Source organism: Streptomyces sp. NPDC102274 (assembly GCF_044766385.1).
Taxonomy (GTDB): Bacteria; Actinomycetota; Actinomycetes; order Streptomycetales; family Streptomycetaceae; genus Streptomyces.
In genome coordinates this window covers 1-17,898 of record NZ_JBIWLW010000013.1, presented here as the reverse complement: position 1 = coordinate 17,898, position 17,898 = coordinate 1, and the positions used below count along the sequence as shown (strand labels likewise).

Annotated in this window: 14 protein-coding genes; 13 read left to right on the top strand and 1 reads right to left on the bottom strand. The window is 67.9% G+C overall.

Annotation, left to right across the window (positions count from 1 at the left end; translation table 11 throughout):
• Positions 1-58 precede the first annotated feature (58 nt).
• The 12 genes from ACIRQP_RS19280 to ACIRQP_RS19225 all read left to right on the top strand — a co-directional run bounded on the left by ACIRQP_RS19280 (position 59) and on the right by ACIRQP_RS19225 (position 15,978).
• Positions 59-1,234, top strand: a complete 1,176-nt coding sequence (locus ACIRQP_RS19280) for an ROK family protein (RefSeq protein ID WP_403891246.1) — start codon at positions 59-61, stop codon at positions 1,232-1,234.
• Positions 1,235-1,242: 8 nt separating this feature from the next.
• Positions 1,243-2,556, top strand: coding sequence for an ABC transporter substrate-binding protein (locus ACIRQP_RS19275; protein ID WP_403891243.1), 1,314 nt, complete (start codon positions 1,243-1,245; stop codon positions 2,554-2,556).
• A 21-nt stretch (positions 2,557-2,577) separates the two neighbouring features.
• Positions 2,578-3,522: a carbohydrate ABC transporter permease gene (locus ACIRQP_RS19270; protein ID WP_403891240.1), complete on the top strand. Its 945-nt coding sequence runs from the start codon at positions 2,578-2,580 to the stop codon at positions 3,520-3,522.
• The gene (locus tag ACIRQP_RS19265; protein ID WP_403891238.1) at positions 3,519-4,442 is read left to right on the top strand and encodes a carbohydrate ABC transporter permease; all 924 of its coding nucleotides are present in this window, start codon (positions 3,519-3,521) and stop codon (positions 4,440-4,442) included. Before ACIRQP_RS19270 ends, ACIRQP_RS19265 begins: the two co-directional genes overlap by 4 nt.
• Positions 4,443-4,583: 141 nt before the next feature.
• Positions 4,584-6,473, top strand: a complete 1,890-nt coding sequence (locus ACIRQP_RS19260; protein WP_403891235.1) for an alpha-galactosidase D — start codon at positions 4,584-4,586, stop codon at positions 6,471-6,473.
• Positions 6,474-6,695: 222 nt separating this feature from the next.
• Entirely contained in the window at positions 6,696-9,137 is a 2,442-nt protein-coding gene (locus ACIRQP_RS19255; protein WP_403891232.1) for a glycosyl hydrolase family 95 catalytic domain-containing protein, read from the top strand.
• Positions 9,134-10,414 carry an SGNH/GDSL hydrolase family protein gene (locus tag ACIRQP_RS19250; protein ID WP_403891229.1) on the top strand — a complete coding sequence of 427 codons (1,281 nt, stop codon included), beginning with the start codon at positions 9,134-9,136 and terminating at the stop codon, positions 10,412-10,414. The genes ACIRQP_RS19255 and ACIRQP_RS19250 overlap by 4 nt, the downstream gene beginning before the upstream one ends.
• A gap of 538 nt (positions 10,415-10,952) precedes the next feature.
• Positions 10,953-11,465: an SRPBCC family protein gene (locus ACIRQP_RS19245; protein WP_403891226.1), complete on the top strand. Its 513-nt coding sequence runs from the start codon at positions 10,953-10,955 to the stop codon at positions 11,463-11,465.
• 100 nt (positions 11,466-11,565) lie between these two features.
• Positions 11,566-13,923, top strand: a complete 2,358-nt coding sequence (locus ACIRQP_RS19240; RefSeq protein WP_403891597.1) for an FdhF/YdeP family oxidoreductase — start codon at positions 11,566-11,568, stop codon at positions 13,921-13,923.
• A gap of 59 nt (positions 13,924-13,982) precedes the next feature.
• Positions 13,983-14,618 carry a hypothetical protein gene (locus ACIRQP_RS19235; RefSeq protein WP_403891223.1) on the top strand — a complete coding sequence of 212 codons (636 nt, stop codon included), beginning with the start codon at positions 13,983-13,985 and terminating at the stop codon, positions 14,616-14,618.
• Positions 14,619-14,713: 95 nt separating this feature from the next.
• Entirely contained in the window at positions 14,714-15,079 is a 366-nt protein-coding gene (locus ACIRQP_RS19230; protein ID WP_403891220.1) for a BlaI/MecI/CopY family transcriptional regulator, read from the top strand.
• Positions 15,076-15,978, top strand: a complete 903-nt coding sequence (locus ACIRQP_RS19225; protein WP_403891218.1) for a M56 family metallopeptidase — start codon at positions 15,076-15,078, stop codon at positions 15,976-15,978. Before ACIRQP_RS19230 ends, ACIRQP_RS19225 begins: the two co-directional genes overlap by 4 nt.
• 86 nt (positions 15,979-16,064) lie before the next feature.
• Here the strand turns inward: ACIRQP_RS19225 and ACIRQP_RS19220 are convergent, their stop codons facing one another.
• Positions 16,065-17,105 (bottom strand): NlpC/P60 family protein, encoded by a 1,041-nt coding sequence (locus ACIRQP_RS19220; RefSeq protein ID WP_403891215.1) that lies wholly within the window; start codon positions 17,103-17,105, stop codon positions 16,065-16,067.
• A 315-nt stretch (positions 17,106-17,420) separates the two neighbouring features.
• Here ACIRQP_RS19220 and ACIRQP_RS19215 point away from each other — a divergent pair.
• Positions 17,421-17,898 (top strand): twin-arginine translocation signal domain-containing protein (locus tag ACIRQP_RS19215; protein ID WP_403891213.1); only part of this gene is annotated, 478 nt, incomplete at its 3' end.

The following is a 17,898-nucleotide window of genomic DNA, read 5'->3' as shown; positions in this document are numbered from 1 at the left end:
CACATGAGGTCTGCTTCTTTCATTGACAGCAGAAAAGAATCACCCTACCTTTCCGGCCATGCGCTCAACCACTCCTCACGAAGTGGTCCCGGCATCGACGCCGGCCGCTTCCCTGGTCTTCACGACCGTGCTGTCCCACGGCCCGCTCACCCGGGCCGAGATAGCGCGGCGGGCCCGGCTGTCCCCGGCCGCGGTCACCAAGGCGGTGCGCCCGCTGATGGAGGTCGGGTATCTGGTCGAAGGGGTGGACGAAAGCGCGCCGCCCGCTCTCGGACGTCCGGCCAACCTGGTACGGGTCGACGCGGGCCGGGCGCTGTTCATCGGGATCAAGGTGACGGGCGACGAGATCATCGCCGTCCTGGCCGACTTGTGCTGCCATATCCGGGTCGCCCGGCACGTTCGGCTCACGGACCGTGAGCCGGCGGCGGTGCTCCCCTCCCTCACCGCGCTGGTGCGGGAACTGCTCCTGGAGGCCGATGGTTTCGGTGTGCGGGTGCGGGGGCTGGGCATCGCCGTCTCGGGTGATGTGGACCGCGCGGACGGTGTGGTGCGCTACTCGCCCTTCCTGGAATGGCGGGACATCCCGCTCGCCGAGATCGTCGGAACCGCGACCGGCCTGCCGGTCACGGTCGACAACGACGTACGGGCGCTGACCGTCGCCGAGCAGTGGTTCGGGGCCGGGGTCGGGCTCTCCGACTTCGCCCTGGTGACCGTGGGCGCCGGTATCGGCTGTGGCCTGGTGGTGCATGGACGGGTGGTGTCGGGCGCGCACGGCGTGGCCGGCGAGATCGGACATCTGTCCATCGACCCGCTCGGCCCGCCCTGTCACTGCGGCAACAACGGATGCGTCGAGGCCATCGCGGCGGACCCGGCGATCCTGCGCGGAGTCCGGGAGGCCACGGGCAGGCCCGTGACCACCGCGGCCGAGGCGCTGGAACTGGCCCACGGCGGCGACCCCGGGGTCCGTGAGGTCTACGCACGGGCCGGCGAGGCCATCGGCAGGGCCATCGGCTCGGTGGTCAATGTCCTCGGTCCGGAACGAGTGATCATCTCCGGCGAGGGCCTGGCCGCGTACGACCTGTTCGCCGAGGGCATCCGCGACGCGTTCGCCGCGTCCGCCTTCGGCACCGCCGCGCAGTGCGACGTGATGACACGTCCGCTGCCCTTCGAGGAGTGGGCGCGCGGGGCCGCGGCCACCGCGATCCAGTCCTTCATCGGATCAGACACGCAATAGGAGTAGCGATGACGCTGCAGAGCCGCACCCCCCGGACCTCCGTGGGTCCACACCGCAGAAGGGTGGTCCAGGGGCTGTTCGGTGTCGGGGCCGCCGCCCTGGCCATGCCCGCCCTCGCCGCCTGCGGCGGAGGGGCCGCGTCCGACCCGAAGACGGTGACCTTCGGCTCGAACGGCGCGGACGCCACACCGAAGAAGGCGTACGCCGCGGTGACGGACGCCTTCGAGAAGGACAGCAAGCTCGCGGTCAAGACGAACACCGTCGACCACGACACGTTCCAGAAGAGCATCTCCACCTATCTCCAGGGCACCCCGGACGATGTCTTCACCTGGTTCGCCGGCTACCGCATGCAGTACTTCGCCAAGAAGCGCCTCGCCAGCCCCATCGACGACGTGTGGGAGACGATAGGCGCCGGCTTCAGCGACGCCGCCAAGCAACTGTCCAAGGGTGAGGACGGCAAGTACTACTTCGTCCCGCTCTACAACTACCCGTGGGCCGTCTTCTACCGTAAGAGCGTCTTCCAGCAGTACGGCTACGAGATACCCGTGACATGGAGTCAGTTCACGGCGCTGGCCAAGCAGATGAGGAAGGACGGCCTCTCCCCCATCGCCTCCGGCTACGGCGGCGGCGACATCTGGAGCATCCTCGGCGCCTTCGACTATCTCAACCTGCGCGCCAACGGCTACGACTTCCACATGTCCCTGATGCGGGGCCAGGTCTCCTGGACCGACAAGCGCACCGCCAGGGCCATCGACCTGTGGCGCGAGCTCACCCCGTACTACCAGAAGGGCGCGGGCGGCCGTTCCTGGCAGGATGCCGCGCAGTCGCTGCTCGACAAGAAGTCCGGCATGGCGATCATCGGCCTCTTCCTCGGCCAGCAGATCACCGATGAATCCCTGCGCTCCGACATCGACTTCTTCCCGTTCCCGGAGATCGACCCGGCGTACGGTCAGGACACGGTCGAGGCGCCCACCGACGGCTTCATGCTCAGCCGCAGGCCGAAGAACCCGGACGCCGCGAGGAAGTTCCTCGAATTCCTCGGCGGCGCCAAGGCCGAGAACCTCTACATGGGCGTCGACCCGAGCAATGTCGCGGTCAACTCCGGCGCCGACACCAGCTCGTACAACGCGCTCCAGAAGAAGTCGGCCGCACTCATCGCGGGCGCCAAGCACATCACCCAGTTCGGGGACCGCGACAGCGACCCGGGGTTCATCTCCACGGTGGTCGAGCCCGGCTTCACCGAGTGGCTGAACCACCCGGACGACGGTTCGGCCCTGCTGAAGAAGATCGAGTCGCAGCGCTCGCGCTTCTTCACGGCCTGATCCCACCGGAGAGGTTCCACCATGTCCTCCGTGCGTACCGCGCGCCGGTCCCCGTCGCGCGCACACCCCCGCCCTCGCCGGCTCGGTCCTGGTGACCGCCTCTTTCTGACGGTGGTCGTCGGCATCCCGCTGATCGCCCTGCTGGTCTTCGTGTGGCTGCCGGCGCTGGCCTCCATCGGTCTGTCCTTCACCAGCTGGGACGGCCTCTACCTGTCCGACATCCACTGGGTCGGGCTGGACAACTACCTCCAGATCTTCACCAACTACCCGCCGTTCTGGCCGGCCGTGCAACACAACGTGATCTGGCTGCTGTTCACGGTGCTGCTGCCCGCCCCGTTCGGGGTCTTCCTCGCCTACCAGCTGGACCGGAAGATCCGCTTCACCCGGATCTACCAGACGGCCATCTTCATGCCGATGGTGCTGTCCCTGGCCGTCGTCGGCTTTATGTGGGAGATCATCTACAACCCGGACAACGGGCTGCTGAACGGGGTGATCGGCGCCGTATCACCCGGCCACCACATCGACTGGCTGGGCGATCCGAACCTCAACCTCTGGGCCGTGCTGGTCGCGTCCGGCTGGCGGCACGCCGGCTACATCATGATTCTCTACCTGGCGGGGCTCAAGGGCTTCGACCCGGCCCTGAAGGAGGCCGCCGCGCTCGACGGCGCCAATGGACGCCAGACCTTCCTGCGGGTGGTGCTGCCGGCCATGAAGCCGGTCAACATCATCGTCGTGGTCGTCACCGTCATGGAGTCCCTGCGCGCCTTCGACATCGTCTACGTACTCGGCGGCGGTACCGGCAGCAAACCCGGCATGGAGCTGCTGTCCCTCCTCATCACCGACAACATCATCGGTGAGTCCAGCCATATCGGATACGGGTCCGCCCTCGCGGTCATCCTGCTCCTCGTCTCCCTCGCGGCGATCGGGGCCTTCCTCTTCCAGACTTTCCGCAAGGAGGACCAGTGACCGCGACCGTCACGCCACCGGCCCCCCGGTCACGCACCCCGCTCCCCCGTACCACCGAGGCTCCCCGGGGGCCGAAGCGGCAGACGGGACGGCACCTCATGCTCAGCGGCATCGCGCTGCTGTGGCTCGTCCCGCTGCTCTGGGCCGTCTACACCTCCCTGCGGCCCTACTCCGACACCACGCAGCACGGCTATCTGTCCTGGCCGCGCAGCATCGGTCTGCAGAACTTCGCGGACGCCTGGAGCCAGTCCGGGATGCCGCGCTTCTTCTGGAACTCGGTGCTCATCACCATTCCGGCGGTCCTCGGCACCCTGTTGTTCGCCGCGGCGGTGGCCTTCTTCGTCTCGCGGTTCGACTTCCGCTGGAACATCGCGCTGCTGATCCTCTTCACCGCGGGGAACCTCATCCCCGCACAGGTGCTGATCACGCCGCTGTACAAGCTGTATCTGCTGATACCGCTGCCGGCGTGGATGAGCGATTCCCTGCTCGTCTACAACTCGCTCTGGGGCATCATCTTCATTCACATCGCCTACCAGTGCGGCTTCTGCACCTTCGTACTCAGCAACTACATGAAGACGATCCCGAAGGAGATCTTCGAAGCCGCTCTCGTCGACGGCGCTCCGGTGTGGCGCCAGTTCTTCCAGATCGTGCTGCCGCTGTGCCGCCCGGCGTTCGCGGCGCTCGCGACGCTGGAATCCATCTGGATCTACAACGACTTCTTCTGGTCCCTCGCGCTGATCGAGACCGGTGACAAGCGTCCGATCACGTCGGCCCTCGCCAATCTGGAGGGTCAGTACTTCACCAACCCGAACCTCATCGCGGCGGGCGCCCTGCTGACCGCGATCCCGACTCTGCTGGTCTACTTCGCGCTCCAGCGCCAGTTCATCAGCGGACTCACCATCGGCTCGGGCAAGGGCTGAACCGCCGCCCGGCGCACCGCCGGCCCGCTCTCTCGACCGGTACCGCGAGGGGCCGGCCGACCCACGCCGTCAGGCACGCACGTCCCCTGCCCGGTTCCACCCGCGCGATCCCCGTGACCCGACAACAGGAGGTGCGACCCCATGCGGTCATCCTCGTACTCAGCCCCGCCGGCAGCCCGGACCGGCTCCGCGCGCCGGACCATGAGAGCCATACTGGTCCTGGCCGTCACCGCCGGTCTCGCCACGGCCGTTCCCGCCGCCGAGGCCACGGCTCCCGCCCGGGACACGGCGGCGGCACCGTCCGCCGCCGCGACGACCACCGCCGCGTCCGCCGCGAGCACGGCGGACGCCGCCGACATCGCCGCCAAGCCCTATATGGGCTGGTCCAGTTGGAGCATGCAGTCCTCCAAGTACCCGGGGCTGAACCCGGACGGCGATTACAGCTATCTCACCGAGGCCAACGTCCTGAAGCAGACGGACGCCCTCGCCTCCAAGCTGAAGAAATACGGCTACGACCGCGTCAACATCGACGCCGGCTGGTGGCGCGACAACGACTGGAAGCCCGGGTTCGACGAGTACGGGCGGCAGACGAACGACCCGGTCCGGTTCCCCCGCGGCATGAAGCCGGTCGCGGACCACATCCATTCCAAGGGCCTCAAGGCGGGCATCTACCTGCCCGTCGGCCTGGAGAAGGAGGCGTACGGCGACGGCAAGGTGCCGATCTGGAACGCCCCCGGCTGCACCACCGCCGATATCGTCCACCCGGATCTGCGGACCACCAACGGCTGGGACAGCTCCTACAAGCTGGACTTCGCCAACCCGTGCGCGCAGAAGTACATCGACTCGCAGGCCCAGCTGTTCGCCGACTGGGGCTACGACTTCCTCAAGCTGGACGGCGTGGGCCCCGGCTCGTTCAAGTCCGGTGACAACTACAACAATGTCGCCGACGTCGCCGCCTGGCAGAAGGCCATCGCCGCCACCGGGCGCCCGATCCACCTCCAGCTCTCCTGGTCGCTCGACATCGGCCATGCCGCCGACTGGAAGCGGTACTCCAACGGCTGGCGCATCGACACTGACATCGAGTGCTACTGCAACACCCTCGTCACCTGGGAGAACTCGGTCAACGACCGGTGGGACGACGCCCCCGCGTGGAGCGACAAGGCGGGTCCGGGAGGCTGGAACGACCTCGACGCGATCGATGTCGGCAACGGGGAGATGGACGGCCTCACCAAGGCCGAACGGCAGAGCTATATGACCCTGTGGGCCATCAACAAGTCGCCCCTCTACACCGGTGACGACCTCACCAAGCTGGACAGTTACGGGGTCTCGCTGCTGACCAACCGCGAAGTCATCGCCGTCGACCAGAGCGACTCGCCCGTGGCACGTCCGGTCACCCCGATGGGCGACCAGCAGGTCTGGGGCACCGAGAACTCCGACGGCAGCTACACCGTCGCCCTGTTCAACCTCGGCGACTCGCCGGCCTCCGTCACCGCCCACTGGGCAGCCTTCGGCTTCACCGGCAACGCCTCCGTGCGCGACCTGTGGAACAAGGAGAACCTCGGGCCCCACAAGAACAGGATCACCGCGGCCCTGCCCGCACACGGCTCGCGGCTGTTCACCGTCAAGCCCGGCGGCGAGACACTGCCCACCACCGGTTACGAGGCCGAAGCCGCGGCGAACACCCTGACGGGCAACGCCTCCATCGCCGGATGCGACGCCTGCTCCGGTGGCCAGAAGGTCGGCAACCTCTACACCGGCGGCAAGCTGAGGTTCAACGACGTCACCGTGAAGAAGGACGGGATCTACACCGTCCGGGTCGCCTATGTCAGTGGCGACGCGCGCTCGGTGACCGTCTCCTCCAACAGCGGTAACGGCACAAGTCTGAAGTTCCCCTCCACCGGCGACTGGGGCACCGCGAAGACCGTCAGCGTCCAGCTGGCCCTGAAGGCGGGCACCAACACCGTCACGTTCGACAGCGGTAGCGGATACGCGCCCGACCTCGACAGGATCGACGTACCGCGCTCCGTCTGACCTGGGGCGTGTTTCAGAAGTCTCGTCCGGATCACGCCGGGCCCGGTGACACGACCCGGGCCCGGCACCGGGTGGACCGGCCCCCACCCGGTCCCCCGGCACCGCCCAGGCCCACGCGCTCACCCACCCGAACTCCCCCACATCCACACGCCCACCGAGTGATCTCCCGACGTCACACCGACGGTCCGCAGCCGTCGTTCCCGCCTGCGCGTTTCCCCGGATATGGAGTGCACACCCGTGGACATCCCGCACACCCCCTCCCCCGACAACCGCCCCAGCAGCCCCAGCCGCAGAGGCTTCCTCGCTCTCACCGCCGCCGCCGGCGCGGCCACCGCGCTCGGTGGTCTGCCCGCCTTCTCCGCCTCGGCGGCCCCTCTCCGCCCCACCGAGTCGCCCATGCTGTCCGCGGCCGACGCCGCGAAGAACCAGCTGTGGTGGCAGGCTCCGGGCTCCTCCAACTCGATGATCGAGCAGGGGCTGCCGGTCGGGAACGGACGCCTCGGGGCGCTCGCGAGCAACGACCCCGCCGCCGAGCTCCTGCTGATCACCGACGCCACGCTGTGGACCGGCGGACTCAACGACACACTCCAGAGCGACGGCCAATTCCCCTACGGTCGCGAGGACTTCGGCTCCTTCACCCTGCTCGCCGAACTCACCGTCGCCCTCCCGGACCACGACCTGGGCCGCGTACACAACTACCGCCGCACCCTCGACCTGGCCCAGGGCCTGGTCACCACCTCGTACGACCTCTCCGGTGTCACCTACCGGCGGCAGATCTTCGCCAGCCGTCCCGACGACGCCATCGTCCTGTACTTCTCCCAGCGCGGCGGCGGCGCGTACACCGGCACCATCTCGCTCTCCGGCACGCACGGCGAGTCCACCACCGCCAACAGCGCCCGGCGCTACGCGTCGTTCGGCGCCTCCTTCGCCAATGGCCTGAAGTACGGGGCGGCCGTCACCGCCCACAGCAGGACCGGCACGGTCCGGGTGGACGGTACGTCGATCACCTTCAGCGGCTGCCAGGACCTCACCGTCGTCGTCAGCGGTGGCACCAACTACGCGCCCGACGCCGCCGCGGGTTTCCGCGACCCGTCCCTGGAGCCGGAGCGCCTGGCCAGGACCAAGGTCCTCGACGCGGCCGGCCACTCGGCGGACAGCCTGCTGCGCACCCATGTCGCCGACTTCCGCGAGGTGTTCGGACAACTCGGCATCGACCTCGGCGCCTCGTCCGCCGCACAGCGTGAACTCGACACGTGGGAGCGGGTACGGGCACGCGACCGGGACAATGTCCCCGATCCGGAACTCGAAGCCGCGTACCTCCAGTTCGGCCGCTATCTGATGGTCTCCGGATCGCGGGGCAGCCTGCCGCTCAACCTCCAGGGCCTGTGGCTGGACGGCAACGACCCGGACTGGATGGGCGACTACCACACCGACATCAACATCCAGATGAACTACTGGATGGCCGACCGGGCAGGCCTGAGCGGCTGCTTCGACGCCTTCGCGGACTACTGCCTCGCGCAGCTGCCCTGCTGGACGGACGTCACGCAGCGGCTGTTCAACACCTCGACCAACAGGTTCCGCAACTCCAGCGGCAAGATCGCCGGGTGGGCCGTGGCGTTCTCCACCAACCCCTACGGCGGAAGCGGCTGGTGGTGGCACCCGGCCGGCAACGCCTGGCTCTGCCAGAGCCTGTTCGAACACTACGAGTACACCCAGGACCGTGCCTACCTCGCGAAGATCTACCCGCTCATCAAGGGCGCCGTGGAGTTCTGGGAGGCCCGCCTCATCACCACGACCGTCACCGACGCGTCCGGAACCTCGCGCGAGGTCCTGATCGCGGACAGCGACTGGTCGCCCGAGCACGGCCCCCAGGACGCCAAGGGCATCACCTACGCCCAGGAACTGATGTGGAGCCTCTTCGGCAACTACCGCACCGTGACCGAGGTGCTCGGCAAGGACACCGGCTACGGAAAGACCATCGATGGTCTGCGTGAGCGCCTGTACCTGCCCGAGGTCAGCCCCACGTCCGGCTGGCTGCAGGAGTGGATGTCGCCCGACAACCTCGGCGAGACCACACACCGGCATCTCTCGCCGCTCATCGGGCTCTTCCCCGGTGACAGGATCCGCCCCGACGGCTCGACGCCGAAGGACATCGTCGACGGCGCGACGGCCCTTCTCGACGCGCGCGGCATGAACAGCTTCGGCTGGGCCAACGCCTGGCGCGGCCTGTGCTGGGCGCGGCTGAAGGACGCCGAGAAGGCGTACCAGCTCCTCGTCAACAATCTCAGGCCGTCGGCCAACGGCAGCAACGGCAGCGCGATGAACCTCTTCGACATCTACGAGGTCGAGCAGGGGCGTGGCATCTTCCAGATCGACGCGAACTTCGGCACGGCCGCCGCGATCATCGAGATGCTGGTCTACTCGCGACCGGGGCACATCGAGCTGCTGCCCGCGCTGCCCGACGCCTGGGCGGCCTCCGGCTCGGTGTCCGGTGTGGGCGTCCGGGGCGGCTTCGTCGCCGACGTCAGCTGGCAGAACGGCAAGGTCACCCGCGCGACGCTGAAGAGCGTGGGTGGGCGTGGCACGACCGTCGTCGCCGGAGGCACGACGCGCGAGATCAGCCTCAAGCCCGGTGAGTCCGTCACCCTGCGGAACCTCGGATGAGGGTCGACCCGAGGGGTCGGTGGGTACGGTCCGCGTCCGGGCGCCGGGCGGTGGGTGTCGTGTGCGCGCTGGTCATGGCGGTCTGCGGAGCGCTGACCGCCACCCCGGCGGCACACGCGGCGCAAGCGGCACGGGCGTCGGCGCAAGCGGCACAGGCGGCCGGGCAGAGCACGCACACCGTGGTGACCTGGGGCGCCAGCGCGGAGAAGCAGGGCGCGGGCCCCGCCGACCGCAGCTACCGGCTGCTCGTACGCACCAGCGTCGGCGGTACGGACCTGCGTATCCGGCTCTCCAACGCCTTCGGCGACCACCCGGTCACCTTCGCGAGCGCCTACGCGGGGCTGCGGAAGCAGGGAGCCGAGCTGGTCCGCGGCTCGAACCGGCCGCTGACGTTCGGCGGGGCCGCGTCCGTCACCGTACCGGCCGGTGAGACCGTGCTCAGCGATCCCCTGCCCGGGAGGCTGGCCGCCGGAAGCGATCTGGTCGTCAGTCTCTATGTGACGGGTGCGCTGGGGCCGACGACCGGTCACGGCATGGCCATGCAGACCAACTACGCCGCCGTCGGCGATCACGCCGCGGAGGAGGGCGAGGCCAACTGGACCGATCCGATGGGCTCCTGGTACTGGCTGGACGCCGTCAGCGTGGAGACCTCCGCGAAGACCGGCGCGGTGGTGACCCTCGGTGACTCCATCACCGACGGATGGGCCTCGTCCACGGACCAGAACCGCCGCTGGCCCGACTATCTGTCCCGGCGGCTCCAGGCCGCGTCCGGCAGCACGGTGAAAGGGGTCGCGAACGAGGGCATCTCGGGCAACAAGGTCCTCGCGGACGGGGCCGGGGAGTCCGCGCTGAACAGACTGGAGCGTGATGTGCTCTCCCAGCCCGGGGTCAGCACGGTCTTCCTGTTCGAGGGCATCAATGACATCAAGGCGCACACCGGTGTCACGGTGGACGATCTGATCGCCGGCTACCGGCAGATCATCGACCGGGTGCACGCCGCGGGGAAGTGTGTCGTCGGCGCGACCGTCATGCCGTTCAAGGGCTGGTCCGAGTACGACGCCGAGGGCGAGGCCGTACGCCAGGGTGTCAACGACTGGATCAGGAACAGCGGCGCGTTCGACGCCGTGACGGATTTCGACAGGATCACGCGCAGCTCCTACGACCACCAGCGGATCCTGCCGTTCTTCGACGGCGGCGACCATCTCCACCCGAACGACAAGGGTATGCAGGCGATGGCCGACGCGGTCGATCTGTCCGCTCTGAGCTGCGCTCGCTGAGCCGGGGGCCGGGGGCCGCGAGATGGGGGCCGGTTACGGGCAGGGGACTCCTTGCCCGTAACCGGCCCCCAGGTCGTGCGCCGGTCGTCACGTCCGCCGGTGATCCACCAGGCCTGGTCGACGCCTTCGGCGAGATAGCGCAACGCGTCCCGGGCGAGGGCGACATGGTTGATGTGCCGCTGTGCCGACGCGATGCCGCGCGGCTCCGCAGTGTGCCGCCGCGCACCGGGTCTTCGGCGTCCTCGCCGCCGGTGAGCGGGCCGAAGTAGACGACGGTACGGCGACCGGGGCGCGGGTCGTCGGCCGGCCGACGAGCGCCGTGTCGACCTCCTCGTTCCGCCGGCGCGAGCCCGCCGCGCCAAACGGAGCGGCCGGGCCGGTCCGACGGGCCGTGGTGCCGCGTACGGACCGTAGCGCCGCGTACGACATGCGTATCGATCTGTCCCGGTATTTAATGAGAATTCCTGATCCTCATGACGGAAAAACTCCTGGTGAGGACGCGATCCGCCCTGTGACGCGCAGTAGAGGCCAGGCCAGCATGAGCATCATCGAGAAGTCCATCGACGTCGATGTTCCCGTCCGGACGGCCTACAACCAGTGGACGCAGTTCGAGAGCTTCCCCCGCTTCCTGGAAGGGGTGGAGCGCATCGATCAGCCCCAGCGCTCCCTGGCTCACTGGGTCACCCGAGTCGGCGCGGTCACCCATGAGTTCGACGTGGAGATCGTGGAGCAGCGGCTTGACGAGCGCCTGACCTGGCGCACGCTGACCGAGCCCCGGCACGAGGGCACGGTCGTCTTCGAATCCCTCGGCCCCGAGCGTACGCGAGTCAGCCTGCGGCTGGACCTCGAAGCGTCCGGAGTGATCGCGAAGACCGAAAACGCCCTCCACGTCGCACAGCGCCGGGTCCACCGGGGGATGGAGTGCTTCAAGGAGTTCATCGAGGGTCACGGACGGGAGACCGGCGGCTGGCGCGGCGAAATCCGCTCCGGACGGGTACGGCCGGACCCCGCCGAGGAATCGCCACGGGTTCCCACGTGGCCCACGGGCTGAGTGCGGTGTGGTGAGTGCGGTGGTGCCGCTGAACCGGAGCGCGTGGACCTGATGTGGGTGGACCTGGTGCGTGCGTGGACCTGATGCGTGTGTGGACCTGATGTGCGGATCGAGCGAAAGGCTGAGACTTGTGACGAGGAAACCACCGGTCGGCGATCCCGGCGGCGACAAGCCGCGCATCACCCCACCGAAGACCTGGGCCACCGGTGTGCCCGCGATTGTGCATGCGATGGAGTACTCACTGGAGGAGACCTCGCCGCGGCGCGCCGCCCTGACCCTGCTGAACATCAATCAGACCGAGGGGTTCGACTGTCCGGGCTGCGCGTGGCCGGATCCCGCGCCGGGGCACCGTACACGGAACGAGTACTGCGAGAACGGTGCCAAGCACGTCAACGACGAGGCCACGTCACGACGGATCACGGCCGCGTTCTTCGAAAAGTATGCGATCGGTGAGCTCGCCGGGAAGTCGGATCTATGGCTCAACCAGCAGGGTCGGCTCACCGAGCCCATGGTGAAGCATGTCGGTTCTGACCACTACGAACCGATCACGTGGAGCGAGGCGCTGGGTCTGCTCGCCGAGGAGCTGCGGCAGTTGAGCTCCCCGGACGAGGCCATCTTCTACACCTCGGGGAGAGCTGGCAATGAGGCGGCGTTCGTATTCCAGTTGTTCGCGCGCGCCTTCGGCACCAACAATCTGCCCGACTGTTCCAACATGTGCCACGAGTCGAGCGGTGCCGCGCTGAAGGAGACTCTGGGCGTCGGCAAGGGGGATGTGAGCCTCCGGGACATCCACCACTCCGATCTGGTGTTCCTGGTGGGCCAGAATCCCGGCAGCAACCACCCGCGCATGCTCACCGCGCTGGAGCAGACCAAACGCAACGGCGGACGTATCGTCGCGGTGAATCCGCTGCCCGAGGCAGGTCTCATCCGGTTCAAGTACCCGCAGAAACCCCGCGGTGTGATCGGCCGGGGCACACAGATCGCCGACCAGTTCCTCCATATCCGCCTCGGCGGCGATCTCGCCCTCTTCCAGGCGCTGAATCTGCTGCTGCTCGAGGCCGAGGACGCCCGTCCGGGTACGGTGCTCGACCACGAGTTCATCGAAAACCACACCAGCGGCTTCACCGAGTTCGGCGCACATCTGCGACAACTGTCGTGGAAGGACGTCCTCACGGCCACCGGACTCACGCGCGCGGAGATCGAGAAACTGCGCGACCTGGTACTGGGCAGTGAACGGATCGTCGTCTGCTGGGCGATGGGCCTGACCCAGCACAAGCATGCCGTTCCCACGATCCGGGAGATCGTCAATTTCCTGTTGCTGCGCGGAAATATCGGGACCCCTCGCGCCGGCGTGTGCCCGGTGCGCGGCCACAGCAATGTCCAGGGAGACCGCACCATGGGCATCTGGGAGAAGATGCCGCGGGAATTCATGGACGCGCTGGGCCGCGAATTCTCGTTCACCCCGCCGGCCGAGCACGGCTGGGACACGGTGGATTCCATCCGGGCCATGCGCGACGGCCGCGCCAAGATCTTTCTCGGTCTGGCCGGAAACTTCGTACGGGCGACGCCCGACAGCGCAATCACCGAGAGCGCGATGCGCCGGTGCCGGCTCACGGCGCACATCTCGACCAAGCTGAACCGCTCCCACACGGTCTGCGGAGAAATCGCGCTCATTCTTCCGACCTTGGGCCGCAGCGAGAAGGACAGACAGGCGGGCGGCGAGCAGTTCGTCACCGTCGAGGACTCGATGAGTCAGGTGCACGCCTCGCATGGACGCCTCGAACCCGCTTCCAGAACGCTGCTCAGCGAGGTGGCCATCCTCAGCCAACTCGCCCGCCGTACCCTCGGCGACTCGGTGGACGTGCCCTGGGACCAATTCGAGGCCGATTACAACCTCATCCGGCAGCGGATCGCCCATGTCGTACCGGGGTTCGAGAACTTCAACGAGCGGGTGGTCAAGCCCGGAGGCTTCGGACTCCCCAATCCGGTGAACGAAGGGGTGTTCCCGACCCCGAGCGGCAAGGCGCTCTTCACCGCGAACGAGTTCCAGATGCCGCACGTCCCCGACGGACACCTGCTCCTCCAGAACCTGCGTTCCCATGACCAGTGGAACACCATCCCGTACACACTGAACGACCGCTATCGCGGTATCCACGGATCCAGACGCGTCGTGCTCGTCAACCCGGCCGACCTCCGGGCACTCGGACTCACCGACGGCGCTCTGGTCGACCTCGTCGGTGTGTGGCACGACAGCGTCGAGCGGCGCGCGGACGGTTTTCGCCTCGTCTCGTACCCGACGGCGCGGGGGTGCGCCGCCGCGTATTACCCGGAGACGAATGTGCTGGTGCCCCTGGACAGCGTCGCGGAGATCAGCAACACCCCCACGTCCAAAGGGATCGTCATCCGCCTCGAACCCTCTCCTCCCCGACAGGCAGCCGCGTCCCGTTCGTCCGCGTGACCGCCGGGCGCGAAGTGTCCTCGGAATCAACCTGGCTTTCCCCCGAAAGAGGAGTCGCGATGATCTCGTTCGCCACGACCACGTACGCACCGGTGGTGCTGGGATTCTTCGGTCTCGGGACCGGCTATCTCATATACGGACCGCAGGAACTCTTCCGATTCCCGAAGAGGAATCTCTCGGTCGACCGGTCGACCGGTGTCTGGGGAATCTGGCTCCCCGGCTTCTGCCAGTTCGTCACGGGCGTCTATATGTTCGTCGCCCTCCTCTGGTTCGAGTCGCTGAAGGAACCGGCCCTCTATACGGCGGCACTGGCGTTCTCGGCGTACGGAATCCACTGGTTCGCGATGGGCTGGAACCGATATCAGGGCAATGACGTCCGTCCGAACGGACTCATGTCGATCGCCTTCGTCATTATCTCGGTACTGGGCATGGTGGTCTTCTTCTCCGTCGGCGCCTGGCCGCTGGGCGTGCTGTTCGCCGGCCTGACCGGGGTCTATCTCAGCGAGATCTTCGCCAGCTTCCGGATCGGGGTTCGCGAACCGGCCGTGGGCACCGCCGATGAAAAGCCCACGGCGAAGAATCCCGGCGAACTGGCGCTCGGGTTCTTCCATATCGTCACCGGGGTGTGGCTGATGTACCTGACCTTCGCCACCTCGCTCAACATCTCGCTGGCCTACTCGCTGCCCGCCGGCTGACCTGGGGCGGCGGCCAAGGCCGTGTCGACCGCGACCACGTCTATCATGGCCGGTGGCACGGAGGCGGTGGCGGTGGCGGAGAGGACACACGAGGCATGCGGTGGTTGGGGGAGCTGGAGGCCGAGATCCTGGACTGCCTCTGGAAGTGGGGCAGACCCGCCACGGTCCGTGAAGTCGTCGATGACATCAACACACGCCGCCCGGCGGCCTATTCGACCGTGATGACCGTGGCGACGATCCTCTACAACAAAGGGTGGCTCATCCGGGAGAAGCAGGGCCGTGCCTGGCTCTACACGCCGGTGCGCAGCCGAGAGGCGTACTCGGCGGCCCTCATGGAGGACGCGTTGGGAGCCAGCGAGGACCGGCCGGCCGCTCTCGCGTACTTCGTCGAGCGGATGACCGACGAGGAAGTGGCCGCGTTGCGCGAGGCGCTCAGGACCACCGACCGTCCCGTCGAATGAACGCCGCTCCCGCCCTCCTCGGGTACGCGGCCGCTGTTGGCTGGGTCGCCCCGCGTGTGATGCTGCGGAGCAGTTGGCCACATCGGTCCCCCGCCCTCGCCGCGACGGTGTGGACCGCGTTCGCGGCCTCCTTCTCCCTGTGCGTCGCTCTCGTCGCACTTCATCTCGCCACCCCGAACGCGCACCTGCACGGCATTCTCTACTCGTGCCGGGTGGCCTTGGGGATCGATTCTCCCGACGCGGGGACGATGGAGCACGTCGGCATTGCCGCCTCGGCGATGGTGGTGACAGCCCATGTGGCGACTTTCGCCTACCACGCGTTGCGGGCACGCGGGGCACGCAACGGTCACCGCAGGATCCTGGACAAGGTCGCCCGCCCGTCGGCGGGATTGCGTGCCACGGTGATCGAGCACGGCGTACCGGCCGCTTACTGTCTGCCGGGCCGCCGCCCCAGGATCGTCCTGAGCACGAGGGCTGTTGAGCTGCTCTCCAGCGCGGAACTCGGCGCCGTGGTCGAACATGAACGGGCCCATATCGCCTGCCGCCACCACCTGGTGCTCGTCGCGGCCCAGTCCTTCGCAACGGTCTTTCGCGGACTACCGCTCGCCCGGCATCTCCGTGAGCAGATACCGCTCCTGCTGGAGATGGCCGCCGACGACCGGGCGCTGCGCAGCTATCCGCATGGGGTGCTGGCCGCGGCCATGTTCGAAATGGCGTCAGGAAGCGCCGCCCCTCGGGGCACGCTGTCCGCGGGCGGCCCTACGGCGGTCGTCAGACTCCGGCGGATTCTGGCGCCGACGCGGTGTGCGCACCCGGCCCTCCGCGGTGTCATGGCCGCGACCTCTGTCATGACACCGCTGCTCCCCCTTCTCCTCGCGTGTCCTCCCGGACTGGGCTGAGACGCGGGTGCCGAGACGGCGTGGACCCGGCCTTGTACGGTTCGCCGTCACGCGGCGGGGCTCTCCGTCACGCGGCGGGACGGCTCTCAGCTGATGCGTACGCCCCACATGAACGGCATGCCGCTCCTCGCGATCGACTCGTACCGCACCTGGGCCCCCGGCTTCGGTGAGTGCAGGATCTGGCCGTTGCCCGCGTAGAAGCCGACATGGCTCAGGTCGGTGCGCATGATGATGAGATCGCCCGGCTGGAGCGCGCTCAACGAATTGATGCGCGTGCCGGCGTTGGCCTGGGCCTGGGAGGTACGGGGTATGGACACACCGGCCTGGCGGAACGCCCACGACGTCAGCCCCGAACAGTCGAAGGAGTTCGGCCCGGCCGCACCCCAGACGTAGGGCATACCGACGCGGCTCTTGGCCGCGCTGAACGCGGCGGCGGTCCGCTGGGACGCGCTGGCCTCATTGCCGAGATCAACGCGTTCGCTGGACCGGTTGGCCCGCTCCTCCTCGGCGGCCCGCTCGGCTCGTTCCTCGGCCGTCAGCGTGTTCAGGAGCCGCTGCGCCTCCGCCAGCTTGCCCTGGATCGTCTTCTTCCTGCCGCCCAGTTCCTTACGGGTGTCCTTGAGGTCCTGAAGCTTGGTCGCGGCCTGGCTGCGCTGCTGACTCAGTTCACGCTGCTGCCGCAGGAATCGCTCCAGCATGCCGGCCTGCTGGGTGCTGAGCCGGTCGAGGTCGGACACCTTGTCCAGATAGGCGTCGGGGTCGGCCGAGAGGAAGAGCTGGAGCGACGGGTCGAGGCCACCGCTGCGGTACTGCGCGGTGGCCACCGAGCCGAGGCGGTCGCGGAACTCGTTGAGGTCCGCCTGCTTGCGGGCGGCGGCGTCCTGGAGTTCGTCGACCTGCTCCTGCAGTCCGTCGGCCTTCTCCTTCGCACCGTTGTACTTCTCCGTGGCCTGTGTCGCCTCCTCGTACAGGCGGTCGATCTGCGCCTGCACACCCTTCTTGTTCGGGTCGGGCAGCGGGTCGGCGGAGGCCGACTGCGCCGACACCGCGACGGCCGCCGCGGCCGTCACCGAAAGAACGGTCGCGTACGTGTGGTTCGACTGCTTGGGACGACGGTGGGACGCCACGAGAGGCGAGCTCCTTCCTCCACAGCCCGCCACCGGAGGAACAAACTCAGCTGTTCTCCGGCTCCACCCGGGCACGGTGGATCCGGCGGCGCCTCCGCCGCCACCCCCGGCGGGTGATCGACCGTACGAAGGCCAGGACCCGAACACTAATCTACTTAAAGGTTTAAAACCAGGCTGGACAGTGCGGGTGAATGGACTGTGCGCGTGCCGGAGTTCGTTGTTTTCCGCACTCCCGGCCCTTGTTCATGTTGCGTTCGGTTTGCTCTTCGAGACTCGATGATCGCCCCCCAGAGTTGTTGAACGAGAGGTTCCATCGTGAAGGACAGAAGCAGCGAAGATCCTGAGTACTCGGCGATCTCGCGGCGCCGGCTGGTCAAGTTCGCCGGTGTCGGGGCGACGCTGGCGGCCGCGAGCCCGCTGTTGACCGGCGGCCCGGCGTGGGCGAGCGACGATGAGGACCGCGGGCGCGGGAAGTCCGACGACTCCCGCACCCGCGTTTGGCGTGCCGGTGATCACCATGTGCACTCCGAGTACAGCGGTGAGTTCGACACGTCGACGAATCCGCCCACGTTCCACAAGGGTGCCGACGCGGTCTACCCGATCGTCACCAACGCGATCATGGCCAAGAACTTCGGTCTCAACTGGGTGATGTGCACCGACCACGGCGGGCCGACGCACTCCAAGGTGAACCTTGAGCAGGCCTACCCCGACCTGCTGCGCTCGCGGGTGCTCGTGCCCGAGGTCCTCCAGTTCTGGGGGATGGAGTTCGACGCCCCGGCTCTGGACCACCACA